Annotated in this window: 15 protein-coding genes; 7 read left to right on the top strand and 8 right to left on the bottom strand. The window is 73.0% G+C overall.

The window, feature by feature from the left end; translation table 11 throughout:
* From FB554_RS16980 to FB554_RS16965, 4 genes are all read right to left on the bottom strand, one after another.
* A partial coding sequence (locus FB554_RS16980) for a hypothetical protein (RefSeq protein WP_142007843.1) occupies positions 1-701 on the bottom strand: 701 nt, incomplete at its 3' end.
* A complete protein-coding gene (locus FB554_RS16975) occupies positions 695-1843 on the bottom strand; it encodes a TadA family conjugal transfer-associated ATPase (protein WP_420809475.1) in 1149 nt (382 codons plus the stop codon). The genes FB554_RS16980 and FB554_RS16975, both read right to left, overlap by 7 nt.
* Entirely contained in the window at positions 1840-2553 is a 714-nt protein-coding gene (ssd, locus tag FB554_RS16970; RefSeq protein ID WP_142007842.1) for a septum site-determining protein Ssd, read from the bottom strand. The genes FB554_RS16975 and ssd overlap by 4 nt, the downstream gene beginning before the upstream one ends.
* Positions 2554-3342: 789 nt before the next feature.
* Positions 3343-4191: a Fic family protein gene (locus FB554_RS16965; protein ID WP_142007841.1), complete on the bottom strand. Its 849-nt coding sequence runs from the start codon at positions 4189-4191 to the stop codon at positions 3343-3345.
* A 92-nt stretch (positions 4192-4283) separates the two neighbouring features.
* Between FB554_RS16965 and FB554_RS16960 the strand changes: the two genes are divergently transcribed.
* From FB554_RS16960 to FB554_RS16945, 4 genes are all read left to right on the top strand, one after another.
* Positions 4284-4631, top strand: coding sequence for a DUF485 domain-containing protein (locus tag FB554_RS16960; RefSeq protein WP_142007840.1), 348 nt, complete (start codon positions 4284-4286; stop codon positions 4629-4631).
* A gap of 1 nt (position 4632) precedes the next feature.
* Positions 4633-6285 carry a solute symporter family protein gene (locus tag FB554_RS16955; protein WP_142007839.1) on the top strand — a complete coding sequence of 551 codons (1653 nt, stop codon included), beginning with the start codon at positions 4633-4635 and terminating at the stop codon, positions 6283-6285.
* Between the two features lie 109 nt (positions 6286-6394).
* Complete coding sequence (locus FB554_RS16950; RefSeq protein WP_142007838.1) at positions 6395-6997, top strand: nucleoside/nucleotide kinase family protein; 603 nt, start codon at positions 6395-6397, stop codon at positions 6995-6997.
* A 94-nt stretch (positions 6998-7091) separates the two neighbouring features.
* Positions 7092-8081: an OmpA family protein gene (locus FB554_RS16945; RefSeq protein WP_142007837.1), complete on the top strand. Its 990-nt coding sequence runs from the start codon at positions 7092-7094 to the stop codon at positions 8079-8081.
* Here the strand turns inward: FB554_RS16945 and FB554_RS16940 are convergent.
* The 4 genes from FB554_RS16940 to FB554_RS16925 are packed head-to-tail and all read right to left on the bottom strand — an operon-like array spanning position 8065 to position 11520.
* The gene (locus tag FB554_RS16940; RefSeq protein WP_142007836.1) at positions 8065-8475 is read right to left on the bottom strand and encodes a universal stress protein; all 411 of its coding nucleotides are present in this window, start codon (positions 8473-8475) and stop codon (positions 8065-8067) included. The genes FB554_RS16945 and FB554_RS16940 overlap by 17 nt on opposite strands.
* The gene (locus FB554_RS16935) at positions 8472-9980 is read right to left on the bottom strand and encodes a tripartite tricarboxylate transporter permease (protein ID WP_142007835.1); all 1509 of its coding nucleotides are present in this window, start codon (positions 9978-9980) and stop codon (positions 8472-8474) included. Before FB554_RS16935 ends, FB554_RS16940 begins: the two co-directional genes overlap by 4 nt.
* On the bottom strand, positions 9980-10531 hold the full coding sequence (locus FB554_RS16930) for a tripartite tricarboxylate transporter TctB family protein (protein WP_142007834.1): 552 nt from the start codon (positions 10529-10531) through the stop codon (positions 9980-9982). The genes FB554_RS16935 and FB554_RS16930 overlap by 1 nt, the downstream gene beginning before the upstream one ends.
* A complete protein-coding gene (locus FB554_RS16925; RefSeq protein ID WP_142007833.1) occupies positions 10528-11520 on the bottom strand; it encodes a Bug family tripartite tricarboxylate transporter substrate binding protein in 993 nt (330 codons plus the stop codon). Before FB554_RS16925 ends, FB554_RS16930 begins: the two co-directional genes overlap by 4 nt.
* A gap of 106 nt (positions 11521-11626) precedes the next feature.
* Between FB554_RS16925 and FB554_RS17470 the strand changes: the two genes are divergently transcribed.
* From FB554_RS17470 to FB554_RS16915, 3 genes are read left to right on the top strand one after another with little or no spacing between them, the layout of a single operon-like run.
* The gene (locus FB554_RS17470; RefSeq protein ID WP_211344705.1) at positions 11627-12583 is read left to right on the top strand and encodes a sensor histidine kinase; all 957 of its coding nucleotides are present in this window, start codon (positions 11627-11629) and stop codon (positions 12581-12583) included.
* Positions 12583-13218, top strand: a complete 636-nt coding sequence (locus FB554_RS17465; RefSeq protein ID WP_211344704.1) for a sensor histidine kinase — start codon at positions 12583-12585, stop codon at positions 13216-13218. The genes FB554_RS17470 and FB554_RS17465 overlap by 1 nt, the downstream gene beginning before the upstream one ends.
* 32 nt (positions 13219-13250) lie before the next feature.
* Positions 13251-13955 carry a response regulator gene (locus FB554_RS16915; RefSeq protein ID WP_142007832.1) on the top strand — a complete coding sequence of 235 codons (705 nt, stop codon included), beginning with the start codon at positions 13251-13253 and terminating at the stop codon, positions 13953-13955.
* Positions 13956-13999: the final 44 nt, after the last annotated feature.

The following is a 13999-nucleotide window of genomic DNA, read 5'->3' as shown; positions in this document are numbered from 1 at the left end:
CGGGTGAGCCGGCGTCCGGCGAGCAGCAGGAGGAGTCCGGGTGCCACGGCGAGCAGCAGCACGGCGGGCGGGTAGGCCGACGTCGGGGCGACGCCCAGCACCGGCATGAGCAGCACCCCGAGCAGCGGCAACCAGGTGAGCAGCTGCGCGGTGGCCCGCGGGCCGGCCGCCTGCGCGGCGAACGCCCGCTCCACGGCGCGCCGTGCGTTGTGGGCATCGAGGGCGCTGCGCACCGCCTCGGACAACGGCGACCCGAGCCGCTCGCTGATCGTCCAGGCCCGACCGACCTGCAGCGCCACGGGGAGCCGCAGCTGCTGCCCGAGGTCGACCCATGCGGCGCCCGCGGACCCTCCCCCGGCCACGGCGGTCTCGAGCGCTCCGAGGGCACGCACCAGTGCGGCGTCGCGACGGACGGCCGCCGGCAACGACGCCACCGCGGCGGACAGCGCGGCGGGTGCCGCCAGCCCGGCCCCCAGGCCGGCCGCCAGACCCGAGAGCAGCTGCTGCACGACCTCCTCACGGCCCGAACCGCTCCGCCGGGGCAGCCGCACCTCCCGCCGCCACCACGGCACCGACACGGCGCCGGCCTCGGCACCGGCGTCGGCGGTGTCGAGCACGGCGACCCGCAGCAACGCTCGCTCGCGCCGCCCGGGCCAGGCCCAGACCGCTGCGGCGAGCAGCAGCGCCGTGAGGATCACCACGCGGGCACCGACCCGAGCAGGGCCTCGAGCTCGTCGGCCGCCGGCCCCGGCTCGACCCGGTCGTCGTGCACGGTGCACGCCGGGACGCAGCGCAGGTCACCGCCGTCGCGGCGCAGCACCCCGATCTCGGCGAGGTGCCGGCGACCGGTGGTGCGGCGCAGGTGCAGCACCACGCGGACCGCGCTCGCGAGCTGGGTGCGGGTGGCCTCGGGCGTCATGTCGGCGAGCGCACCCAGCGCCTCGAACCGCGCGACGACGTCGCCGATGGTGTTGGCGTGCAGCGTGCCGCAGCCGCCCTCGTGGCCCGTGTTGAGCGCGCTGAGCAGCTCGCGCACCTCGGCCCCGCGCACCTCGCCCACGACGAGGCGATCGGGTCGCATGCGCAGCGACTGGCGCACGAGCGCGGTCATCGTCACCGCGCCGCGGCCCTCGACGTTGGCCGAGCGGGCCTCGAGCCGCACCACGTGCGGGTGGGCGATCGCGAGCTCGCGCACGTCCTCGACGACGACCAGCCGCTCGCCGGGGTCGGCCTCGGCGAGCAGCGCGGCGAGCAGGGTGGTCTTGCCCGAGCCGGTGCCGCCGCTCACGACGAACGCCAGACGGGCGCCCACCAGGCGACGCAGCACCGGGACGAGCACGGGCGACACGCCCCCGCTGCGCCCGAGCGCGTCGAGGTCGAGGCCGGTCGAGCGGGGCACGCGCAGCGAGATGTGTGCGGCGCCCTGCACGACCGGTGGCAGCACGGCGTGCAGCCGGACGCCCCCGGGGAGCAGACCGTCGACGTAGGGACTGCTGTCGTCGAGCCGTCGCCCGGCGAGCCCCGCGAGGCGCACCGCCAGCCGCCGGACGTGATCGGCGTCGGTGAGGTCGACGGCGGTGCGCACCAGCCCCTCGCCGGTGTCGACGAAGACGCCGTCGACGCCGTTGACGAGCACGTCGGTGACGCCGGGGCGGTGCAGCAGGTCCTCCAGCGGGCCCGCCCCCAGCAGGTCGGCCGCGAGCCGCGACTGCAGCTCGAGGCCGCGGTCACCCAGCAGCGTCGCGTCGTCGGCGGCCAGGTCGTCCACCGTCGCGGCGCTGGGCTGCCGACCGGCCCGGATGTGTCGCCACATCGAGTCACCGACCGGCGTCGTCGGGCTCACGCGACGTCCCGCTCGACGAGGAGCCGGCGCAGCACCCGGTCGGCGGTGGCGGCCAGCGGTGAGCGCTCTCGCTCGCCCGGTGTCACGCCGGCGTCGACGTCGTCAGCGACCCGCGGCTCGTGCGGCAGCGGCTCCAGCACCGGCAGGTCGAGGGCCTCGGCGACCAGGGGCAGCGTGGCGTCGTCGATCCCGCGCGGCACCAACCAGGGCCGCGCCCCGAGCCGCAGCAGGCGATCGGTGAGCACCTGAGCCGCGGCGAGAGCCGGCACCCGACCGGGCGTGACGAGCAGGACCGCGTCGAGCTCGTCGGCCCAGTCGGGCGGTTGGTGACCGAGGTCGTGGACCGTCACGTGCGCGGCCTCGGCCAGCGGACCGCAGACGGCTCGCACCGCCCGGTCGGGCACGTCGACCCAGCCACGGCCGTACGACAGCAGCGCCACCCCGTCTGTCGACCGGGGCAGCCGGGGCAGCAGCGCCTCGGCGTCGACCCGCCCGTCGGCGCCGGCGAGGTCGTGCCAGCGAGGACCGGGCTCGTGCTCGCAGCCGAGGAGGACGTCGATGCCGCCGCCGTGGGGGGCGAGGTCGACGAGCACCGTCTCGTGGCCGGCTCGGGCGGCGCGCGTGGCGAGCACCGCAGCCAGCACGCTCGCGCCGGCCCCGCCCCCGGCCCCGATCACCCCGATCGAGCAGCCTGTGTCGTGGTTGTGCATGCGCTCAGCCCACAGCCTCGGAACGTCAGCGGCCACCCCCGCGTCGGTGCCTGTGGACGCCGGTCGGCTTCGCGCAGGGGTGTGGACGGTTCGCAGGGAGCACGTCCGCAGGCGCCGCAGCCGACCGGTGTCCGTCTCTGCCTCGTGGCCGGGGGCAACCGGTGAACGGGAACGGCCCCCGTTGGGGGACAACGGGGGCCGTTCGACGGAGCCGAGCCCCGGGGGGGAGGGGCCGGATCCGCGGCGCTCGACCCGAAGGGAGCGCCTACGGCCATCATGAATCACGAGGCCGGACCTGTGCAACGCAGGTGCACAACTGCTGCACCAAATAGAACATCTCTGCTCATGGCTTCACCTCCTCCGGCAGACCGGACGCGGGAGGGGCACGGCACGCTTCGGCGACGATGCCGCGAGGCCGGAGCTTGCGACGGACTCGCGGAGGAGGAGCCGAAGCCAAAAAAGCGGTGAGCGTGCGACGGACTCGCGGAGGAGGAGCCGAAGCCAGAACAAAACGATGGCACCTCATCTGGGATGAGGTGCCATCTACCGCGACCTAGCCTGGTGACCAAGCGTGCATTCTTCGGTTTGTCGCCCGGGGGCAAGCCCCGTGACGAGCGGTCCATCAGTGAACTGCCTGCGCGTGGGTGCCAGGGTCAGCCACGGTGTTCGTCGGACTCTCGTCCGTCGTCGTGCCCACCGTTCTACTCCGCTCCGGGCGGGTCGACAAGACTTGTCTTCACCCCCGCGCGGGTGGACAATCCGGCGCCGCTCGAGCCCGGCGCGCGGGGGTCAGCGCAGACGTCCGGCGAGCACGGCGTCGGCGATGCGCATGCCCTCGGCCGCACCCGCCTCGACGGCGCCGGCGCAGTGCCGCAGCCAGAGCGCGACACCGTCCGGCGTGCCCCCGGCGTACGCCTGCAGCGCCCCCGCGTAGCCCGTCGCCCCTTCGCGGTGGTGCCCCACCTCCGGGACCGCCACACCGGTCGGGTCGACTCCGGCCTGCTTGAGCAGCGCACGCTCGAACGCCCTTGCGACGACAGTGTTTCCACGCACGAACGGCCGCATGACGGCCAGCTCGGCGTGCACGATCGCGGCGACCACCAGCGCGGGTGAACGGTCGGCGAGGGCGACCAGCCGGCCCAGCTCGGCGAGCCGGCGGGGCAGCTCTTCCGGCGGCACGGCCGGGCCGATCTCGACGAGCTCGCGGGAGTCCTCTCCGGGTTGCCGGGGTCGTCCCACCTGCTCGGGCGCAAGCATGGTGGCGCCGGCCGCGACGTGCAGCCGCGCCAGCGCCTGGCTCGGCGCGCGCACCAGGATCGGCGCGACGTGCTCGCTCTCGCTGGTCGCCTGCACGCAGGCCTGCACGGTCTGGTCCAGCGGGTCGTCGGCGTCGGTGCGGCCGAGGCCGAGCACCAGCTCGCGCACCCGGTCGACGGGCACGTCGGCACCCTCGAGCAGGGCGCTCGCCCGGGCGCCCCGGACACGCGACTCGGCGGCCGCCTCGGGGATGCGCCGCCGCAGCGCCTGGTGCCACCGCAGAGCGGTGCACGCCTCGCGCGCGCGGTCGATCGCCTCGCCCACTCCTGGGAGGGCCGCGAGCTGCGCCGGGACCGACTCATCCGACGGGGTGGCATTCACGTTGTCACCTTACGAATCCCCATGTGGGGCGGCATGATCGGGCATTGTTGAGCGATAAACGTGGCTCCCGTCACACACTCGAAGGAGACCCCATGACCCACGACGACGAATCCCCACCCGTGGGCAGCCTGACGGCGTACGAACAGATGCAGGCGAGCCCCGAGTTCGCCGAGCTGCGCCGCCGCTTCCGACGCTTCGTCTTCCCCGTGACCGCGTTCTTCCTCGCGTGGTACTTCACCTACGTCCTGCTGTCGGTGTTCGCACCGGGCTTCATGGGCACCAAGGTCTTCGGCAACATCAACATCGGCCTGCTCATGGGCCTGGGTCAGTTCGTGACGACGTTCGCGATCACGTTCTGGTACGCCCGCTGGGCCGGCCGCGAGTTCGACCCCAAGGCCGACGAGCTCGGCGCCCGGCTCGACGGCGAGAGGGAGCACTGAGATGACGACCCTGACCCCCGCACTCCTGCCCGCGGCCGAGGCCACCAAGGTCGGCAGCCCGGCGATCAACATCTCGATCTTCGCGGTGTTCGTCCTGGTGACCCTGACGATCGTCATCAAGGTCGCCTCGGGCAAGAAGACCGCGAGCCAGATGTACACCGCCGGCGGCGCGTTCTCCGGCCGGCAGAACGGCATCGCGATCGCCGGTGACTACCTGTCGGCGGCGTCCTTCCTCGGCATCGCCGGCGCGATCGCGCTGCAGGGCTACGACGGCTTCCTGTACTCCATCGGCTTCCTCGTCGCCTGGCTCGTCGCGCTGCTGCTGGTCGCCGAGCTGATGCGCAACACCGGTCGGCTGACGATGGCCGACGTGCTGTCCTACCGGCTGCGCCAGCGACCGGTGCGCCTCGCGGCCGCCTCGTCGGCGCTGGCCGTCTCGTTCTTCTACCTGCTGGCGCAGATGGCCGGCGCCGGCGCCCTGGTCTCGCTGCTGCTCGGAGTGAGCGGCGCGGCCGCCCAGAACCTGGTCATCGCCGTCGTCGGCATCGTCATGGTGATGTACGTCCTCATCGGCGGCATGAAGGGCACCACCTGGGTGCAGATCATCAAGGCGATCCTGCTGATCAGCGCCACCGCGATCATGACCGTCTGGGTGCTGGCCAAGACCGGCTTCAGCATCAGTCAGCTGTTCGACGACGCGGTCGCGGCCAACCCCAAGGCCGGGGAGAAGCTGCTGGAGCCCGGTCTGAAGTACGGCATCAGCGACACCACCCGGATCGACTTCGTGTCGCTGGCGCTGGCGCTGGTGCTCGGCACCGCGGGCCTGCCGCACGTGCTGCAGCGGTTCTACACCGTCCCCTCGAGCAAGCAGGCCCGCAAGTCGGTCGAGTGGGCGATCTGGCTGATCGGCGGGTTCTACCTGCTGACCCTAGTGATCGGCTTCGGCGCCGGCGCCCTGGTCGGCCCCGCCGAGATCACCGCGGCACCCGGTGGCGCGAACGCCGCGGCACCGCTGCTGGCCTTCGAGCTCGGCGGCTCGGTGCTGCTCGGCATCGTCTCGGGCATCGCGTTCGCCACGATCCTCGCCGTGGTCGCGGGCCTCACGATCACCACGAGCGCCACGTTCGCGCACGACATCTACAAGGAGGTCATCAAGCGCGGACAGGTCAGCCAGGACCAGGAGGTCAAGGTCGCCCGCATCGCCGCCCTGGTCGGTGGTGCCATCGCGATCCTCGGCGGCATGCTCGCCAAGGACCAGAACATCGCGTTCCTCGTGGCGCTGGCGTTCGCGGTCGCCGCGAGCGCGAACCTGCCGACGATCCTCTACTCGCTGTTCTGGAAGCGGTTCAACACCCGCGGGGCGCTGTGGAGCATCTACGGCGGCCTGTTCACCGCGATCGGGCTGATCATCTTCAGCCCGGTGGTCTCCGGCAAGGGTCTGGACGCCGCCGGCAAGAACCAGTCGATGCTGCCCGAGTCGATCGACATCAGCTGGTTCCCACTGGACAACCCCGGCCTGGTCTCGATCCCTGTCGGCTTCTTCCTCGGCTGGCTCGGCTCGGTGACGAGCAAGGAGTTCGACGCCGCGAAGTACGCCGAGATGGAGGTGCGCAGCCTCACCGGCCACGGCGTCGGCGACGCCGTTGACCACTAGTGCTTTTTGGCTCCGGCTCCTCCTCCGCCAGCCCGTCGCACGCTCCGGCCTGCCGGCATCGTCGCCGAAGCGAGCACGGGGTGGGTGACCGTCCGGAATCGTGGTGGGCATGACGGACGCGACGGAGGCTGTCCTGGCCCGTCCCGGGCGGGTGGTGCTCGGCATCACCGGGCCGCCCGGGGCGGGCAAGTCGACCGTCGCCGAGCAGGTGCGGCGGGCGGCCGTCGCGGCCGGGCGCAGGCCCGTGGTCGTCCCGATGGACGGCTTCCACCTCGCCCAGCAGGTGCTCGACGCACTCGGGCTGGCCGAGGTCAAGGGCGCGCCGCACACGTTCGACGCGCACGGTTTCGTCGCGCTGCTCCGCCGCATCCGCGAGCAGCGCGACGAGACCGTCTGGGCGCCCACGTTCGACCGCGACCTGGAGCAGCCGGTCGCCGGCGCCATCGCCGTCGAACCCGGCGCCGACATCGTCATCACCGAGGGCAACTACCTTCTGCTGCAACAGGATCCGTGGAGCAGGGTCCGCGACCTCCTCGACACCAGCTGGTACGTCCACGTCGCCGACGACCTTCGCCGTCGCCGGCTCGTCGAGCGGCACCGCCGGTTCGGCGACGACCTGGAACGGGCCACCCGCCGGGCCCTCGGCAACGACGAGCGCAACGCGCAGCTGGTCGCCGCCACGCGCCACCTGGCCGACCTCGTGCTCGACTGAGCGCGACCGGACGGAACCGCACCCCGCCGGGCAGCGTCGCAGCGGCATCGCGCGCGGGGGGCGCGCGAGACCGAGCTCTGAGGAGAGACCGACCATGTCGCGCACGCGTCGCACCACCGTCCTGGCCATCGCGGCCGCCACCGCCACCGCCACGCTGCTCACCGGCTGCCAGCAGGACATCGGCACCGACACGCCCGCGTCACCCAGCAGCAGCGGGTCCGCGCAGCAGGGCGCCCGCACCGCGGGCGACGTCGGCCCGGACGGCGCCGACGCGAGCCGCCGGGAGGTGCTCACCGACGACGGCGGCTACGTCGTGCGCGGGTCGCGCATCTCGTTCGTCTATCGCAACGGCACCCGCTACACCGTCGACGTGGGGCAGCAGATCCCCGCCGGCGACACGACGCTGCGCACCGCGAGCGGCGTGCTCGTGCTCAAGGGCGGCAGCGCCACCTGGACCCAGAACGGCGCGGCCACCACGGTCGACGCCCGCGGCGCCGGAGCGGTGGCCGACCGCAGCGGCGCGATCGTCGTCACGCCCGACGGCAGCGTGACCTGCGCCAACAGCCAGGGCCTGCAGTTCGTCGGCAGCAACGGCAGCCGGGCCGCGGCCAACACCGGCGGCGCGTTCTACACCGACCGCGAGGGCAAGCAGGTCACGCTCGGCCAGACGCCCGGGGCCACCACGCTGGCGGGTCGCTACACCGTCTGCAACGTCGGCGACACCGCCAGCATGGACCTGTTCTCCGACGTGCTGTTCGAGTTCGACAGCGACCGCCTCACCCCGGCCGGCCGGGCCGTGGTCGCGAGCGCCGCGAGCACGATCCGCCAGGACGTCCAGGGCAAGACGGTCCAGGTGGTGGGGCACACCGACAGCAAGGGGACGACGGCGTACAACCAGCAGCTGGGCCAGCGCCGGGCGACGACGGTCGCGAACGAGCTGCGCCGTCAGGTGCCGGGCGCGACCCTGCAGGTGCGCAGCGCCGGGGAGACCGAGCCGGTCGCCGCCAACGTGACGCCCGACGGCAAGGACAACCCGAACGGTCGCGCCAAGAACCGCCGGGTGACGCTCACCTGGGAGAAGTGACCGCCGGGTCGGCCTTGACCGCGAGCACCGGGCAGCCGGCGTCGAGCAAGATCCGCTGCGAGGTGGACCCGAGGATCAGCTTGCCCACGGGCGTACGCCGGCGCAGGCCGACGACGATCATCGACGCCCCGACCTCCTCGGCCGTCTCGAGCACCAGGTCGGCGACGTCGGGCCCCATCGGCTGACGCAGCTCGAAGTCCAGACCCGACCCCTCCAGCTCGGAGCGCACCTGCTCCCAGGTGCGCTCCGGGCTGAACCGTGGGTCGACGAGCGCGTCACCGCGGGTGCCGTTGACGACGACCACGCCCTCCTGCCGCTCGCGCGCCTGCTCGATGCCCGCGGTCAGCGCGGCCTCGCCGGACGGGTCGGGCGCGTACGCCACGAGAATGGTCATGCGGGGACCTCCTGACCGGCGCCGGAACGCCGCTTGCGGAACGACTGGACGATCATCACCACGGCGCCGACGGCGATCACGACGTAGACGATCACGGCGACCGGCTCGCTGAGCAGACCCGACCAGTCTCCCCCGTGGCCCTGCAGGGCGCGCCGCAGCTGCAGCTCGACCCGGGGCCCGAGGATGACGCCGATGATCAGCGGCAGCACCGGCAGGCCCCAGCGCCGCATCCCGAAGCCGAGCGCGCCGAAGAACAGCAGCAGCGCCAGGTCGAACCACTGCAGGTTGACCGCGAGCGCGCCGAGCGCGGCGAAGAACAGGATGCCGGCGTACAGGTAGGGCCGCGGCACCCGCAGCAGCTTGGCCCACACCGGGGCGAGCGGCAGGTTGAGCACCAGCAGCAGGAAGTTGCCGATGAACAGGCTGGCGATCAGCGTCCAGACCAGCGGACCCTGCTCCTCGAACAGCGACGGCCCGGGGTCGATGCCGTAGCCCATCATCGCGGCGAGCATCACCGCGGCGGTGGCGTTGGTCGGCAGGCCGAGCGCCAGCATCGGCACGAGCGTGCCCGACGCCGAGGCGTTGTTGGCGGCCTCCGGACCGGCGACGCCCTCGATGGCGCCCTTGCCGAACTCCTCCGGGTGCTTGGAGAGCCGACGCTCGGTGACGTACGACAGGAAGGTCGGCAGCTCGGCGCCGCCGGCGGGCACCGCGCCGAACGGGAAGCCGTAGGCGGTGCCGCGCAGCCACGGCTTCCACGAGCGGCTCCAGTCCTCGCGCCCCATCCACGGCCGTCCGACCGGGATGACCTCCAGCGGGCGGCGACGCAGGTGGGCCGCGACCCACAGCGCCTCGCCGACCGCGAAGATCGCCACCGCGATGACGACGATGTCGATGCCCTCCGACAGCAGCGGCAGCCCGAAGGTGAGCCGGTTCTGGCCGGTGAGGCTGTCGATGCCGACCAGGCCGATGGCCAGGCCGAGGAACAGCGAGACGAACCCGCGCAGCTTCGAGGAGCCCAGCACCGCGGTGACCGCGACGAGCGCCAACAGCATGATCGCGAGGTAGGAGGGGTCGCCGAGCTTGACCGCCTGGGTCGCGATGGTCGGCGCGAACATCGCGAGCAGCGCGGTGCCGATGCCGCCGGCGATGAACGACCCGATGGCCGCGGTCGCGAGCGCCTGGGCGGCCCGCCCCTTGCGCGCCATCTTGTTGCCCTCGAGGGCGGTGACGACCGACGAGGACTCACCCGGGGTGTTGAGCAGGATCGAGGTGGTCGACCCGCCGTACATGCCGCCGTAGAAGATGCCGGCGAACATGATGAACGCGGCCGACGCGTCGACGTTGTACGTCAGTGGCAGCAGCAGCGCGACCGTCATGGCCGGCCCGATGCCGGGCAGCACTCCCACCGCCGTGCCGAGCAGCACGCCGAGGCAGGCGAACAGCAGGTTCATCGGCGTGATCGCCGAGGCGAACCCGTCGAGCAGGTTGGCGAAGTTGCCCATCAGAGGATTCCGTCCAGGATCCCGGCCGGCAGCATGACGCCGAGGCCGGAGTAGAAGGCGTAGAAGGTGAACAGCCCCAGGGCCGTGCCGATGAGCAGGTTGCGCACCCAGCTGCGGCTGCCGAGGACGTACGTCGTGGCGGTGAAGAACAGCGCGGAGGAGATGGTCCAGCCGAGCACGTCGACCGTCGCGACGAGGAACAGGAACGCGCAGAACAACGCGCCGAGCGTCTTCCAGTCCGGCGGGTTCGACAGGTCGACGTCCTCGCCCTCGGCGCCCTCGGGCACCGACCCGCGGAACGTCGCGATCGTCAGCAGCACCGCGAGCACGATCAGGCCGACGGCGACGATCTGCGGGAAGACCCGCGGACCGATCGGGTCGATCTGGGCGAAGTCCTGCCGCAGGCCCGCGGCGTCGACCAGGATCACGACGGCGACGACGACCAGGCCGGCGGCGAGGCCGAGCTGGCTCCAGTCGTGCGCCGGGACCGGGCGCGTCGGGGCGTCCGACCCGTCGTGGTCGTCGAGGTGGCTGTCGTCGACGTGGCTCATATCAGCCCCAGCTCCTTCAGGGTGCGCGCCACCCGCTGGTCCTGCGAGCGCAGGAACGAGGTGAACGCGTCTCCGGTCATCCAGGCGTCGGTCCAGTCGTTCTCGGTGAGCACGTCCTTCCACGCCTGCGAGGCGTGCATCTGCTGCAGCAGCCCGATCAGCTCGGTGCGCCGCGCGCTGCTGATGCCGGGCGGGGCGAGCACCCCGCGCCAGTTGATGAAGGTCAGGTCGGTGCCCGCCTCCTTGAGCGTGGGGGCGTTCACCCCGCTCGTGCGCTTCTCGCCCGACACGGCGAGCACGCGCAGCGAGCCGCTCGCGATCTGCGACTTGTACTCCCCGAGGCCGCTCGTGCCGAACCCGACCTTGCTGCCGAGCAGCGCGGCGAGCAGGTCGCCGCCACCGTCGTACGACACGAAGTTGACGTTGCGCGGAGAGATGCCGGTCGTGCGGGCGAGCTCCATCGGGAACAGGTGGTCGGGACCGCCGGGCGCGGAGCCGCCGCCGACCGTGAGGCCGCGCGGGTCGCGCTTCCACGCGGCGAGCAGGTCGTCGATCGTGCGGAACGGGGAGCTGCGCGGGACGATCACGCCCTCGGACTCCTCGATGAGCCGCGCGAGCGGGGTCGCGCCGGTGACCCGGGCGTCGGACTTGTTGGTGTAGGTCGCACCGACCACGCCGAGACCCATCGACATCATCAGGTCCTCGTTGCCGCGCTCGTTCATCAGCCGCGCCATCGCGACGGTGCCGCTGGCGCCGATGACGTTGAAGACCTCGAACCGGCCGGTGATCTCCTCGTCCTCCATCACCCGCACGGCTGCGCGACCGGTGAGGTCGTACCCGCCGCCGGGGCTGTTGGGGATCATCATCCGCAGCCGGGTGTTGCCCGACTGGTCGCCACGGGTGACGCCGCACGCGCTGACCATCGGCAGCGCCGCCAGGGCACCCAGGCTCCCGAGCAGCATGCTGCGTCGGGTGGGGGTGGGGGGCATCCGACCTACCTCGCTTCCTGCGCGGCCGGTGAGCTCGAGACGCCGCGCTGGGCCGATACTGGCCGGGGCGGTGGCGCAGGTCACGCTTGTGGACGCAACGGAGGTTTTGGTCATTTCGGTCTGGCAGCGCGCGGTCCCCCGGACCATCGCCGGGCAGTTCCTGCTGCTCCAGACCGTCGTGCTCGGGATGGTGCTGGCAGCCGTCGCGCTGATCACCGTGCAGCAGTCGACCGAGGACTTCCGCGCCACCCGCGGCAGCCGCGTGCTCGCGGTCGCCGAGAACCTCGGATCGACCGGGCTGGTGCGCACGCAGCTCACCGACGGCGGCATCGACAGCTGGGCGCTGCGCGCCGAGATCGCCCGCGCCACCTCGTTGTCCGGCGCGCAGGAGGTGTACGTCGTCGACAGCTCCGGCGCGACCGTCGCCTCCTCCGAGGGTTCCCCCGGCGACCCGTCGCCGAGCGGCATCCCGGTGCAGCAGGGCCGGTCGTGGACCGGTGACATCACGATCGACGGGCGCACCTCGATCGCCGGCCAGGCGCCCGTGCTCGACGACGGCGGCCGCGTCGCCGGGGCGGTGCTCGTGGCCGAGCGTTATCCGTCGCTGTGGGCCCGGCTGGTCGACGCCGCCCCCGACCTGCTGCTCTTCCTCGGCGTCGCCGCGCTGCTCGGCATGCTCGGGTCGATCGCGATCTCCCGGCTGATCCGGCGCCAGACCCGCGGCCTGGAGCCCAGCGACATCGCGGGACTCGCCGACCACCAGGAAGCCCTGCTGCGCGGCATCCACGAGGGCGTGGTCGGGGTCAACCCGTCCGGCGAGTTCACCGTCGTCAACGACACCGCCGGCGAGCTGCTCGACCTGTCCACCGACGCCGTCGGCACACCCGTCGCCGGTCACGGACTCCCTTCTGCCGTCGAGGAGTTCGTGCTCCGACCCGACGACAGCTCCAGCACGCTCATCGTGCTCGAGGGCCGCGCCCTGGTGCTCAACCGGCGCCGCGCGCTCTCGACCGCGGCCGGTTCGTCGGCACGGTCACGACGTTCGTCGACCGCAGCGACCTGATGGCCCTGGAGAGCCAGGTCGCCGCGCAGACCAGCATCACCGAGACGCTGCGCGCGCAGACCCACGAGTTCGACAACCGGCTGCACACCGTCTCGGGCCTGCTCCAGCTCGGGGAGTACGCCGACGCCGTCGCCTTCGTCGACGAGCTGTCCCGCCAGCGCAGCGAGATCAGCTCCAACGTCACCCGCGTGGTGGCCGACCCGCGGGTCGCCGCGCTGCTCGTGGCCAAGACGAGCGCCGCCGCCGAGGCCGGCGTCGAGCTGCACGTCGAGCCCGAGACGCACCTGCCGCGGCTGCCGGCCGAGCACGCCGCCGACGTGCTCACCGTGCTCGGCAACCTCGTCGACAACGCGCTCGACGCCACCCGCGGCCACGGCCGCGAGATCTCTGTGCGCATGACGTACGACCAGGGCCGGGTGAGCGTGCGCGTCGCCGACACCGGCCCCGGCATCGACCCCGCCCACCTCGAGGAGGTGTTCGTGCGCGGCTGGTCGACCAAGCCGTCCGACGCCACCGGGCGCGGGGTCGGGCTGGCCCTGGTCCAGGCGATCTGCCAGCGCGGCGGCGGCAGCGTCGAGGCGACCAACGGCGACCACGGGGCGGTGCTCACCGCGGTCGTCGGCGGTTCCCGCTGACGAGCCCGCGCGGCGTGAGTAGCGTCGGCGGCATGCCCGCCGACCCCTCGCCGCCGCTGCGCGTGCTGGTCGTCGACGACGACTTCCTGGTCGCCAAGGTGCACACCGGGTTCGTCGAGCAGGTCGAGGGATTCAGCGTGGTCGGGTCCGCCCGCGACGGCGCCGAGGCGCTGCGGCTGGCCGAGCGCGAGCGCCCCGACGTGGTGCTGCTCGACGTGCACCTGCCCGACCTCTCCGGCCTGGAGGTGCTGCGCCGGATGCGCGCGGCCGGGGTCACCAGCGACGTGCTCATGGTGACCGCCGAGCGCGACGTCGACGCGGTGCAGCAGGCCCAGGCGGCCGGTGCCGTCGGCTATCTGGTCAAGCCGTTCACCCGCGACGACCTGCAGGCCCGGCTCGCGGACGTGCGCCGGGCGCGCAGTCGCCTCGACGCGCTCGCCTCCGCGGGCGAGCAGGCTGCCGAGCAGTCCGACATCGACCAGGTCTTCGGCGTGCGGGCCGAGCACGGCACGACGCCGCTGCCCAAGGGTCTCAACCGGCAGACCGGCGACCTGGTGCTCGCCGCGCTCGCCGACGGGGAGCTGTCGGCCACCGAGTGCGCCGAGCAGCTGGGACTGTCGCGGGTGACCGCGCGGCGCTACCTCGAGCACTTCGTCGAGACCGGCGCGGCCACCGCCCGCCAGCAGTACGGCCGCGTCGGCCGCCCCGAGCGCCGCTACGCCCTGCGCGCAGGCTGAGTCGGGCGTCCGCGACCGCCGAGCGGAATGAACCCCTGGGTAGG

Origin of the sequence: Barrientosiimonas humi, assembly GCF_006716095.1 — a bacterium.
GTDB lineage: Bacteria > Actinomycetota > Actinomycetes > Actinomycetales > Dermatophilaceae > Barrientosiimonas > Barrientosiimonas humi.
The sequence above is the reverse complement of the archived record's forward strand: the minus strand, read 5'-3'. Positions and strand labels throughout refer to the sequence as shown.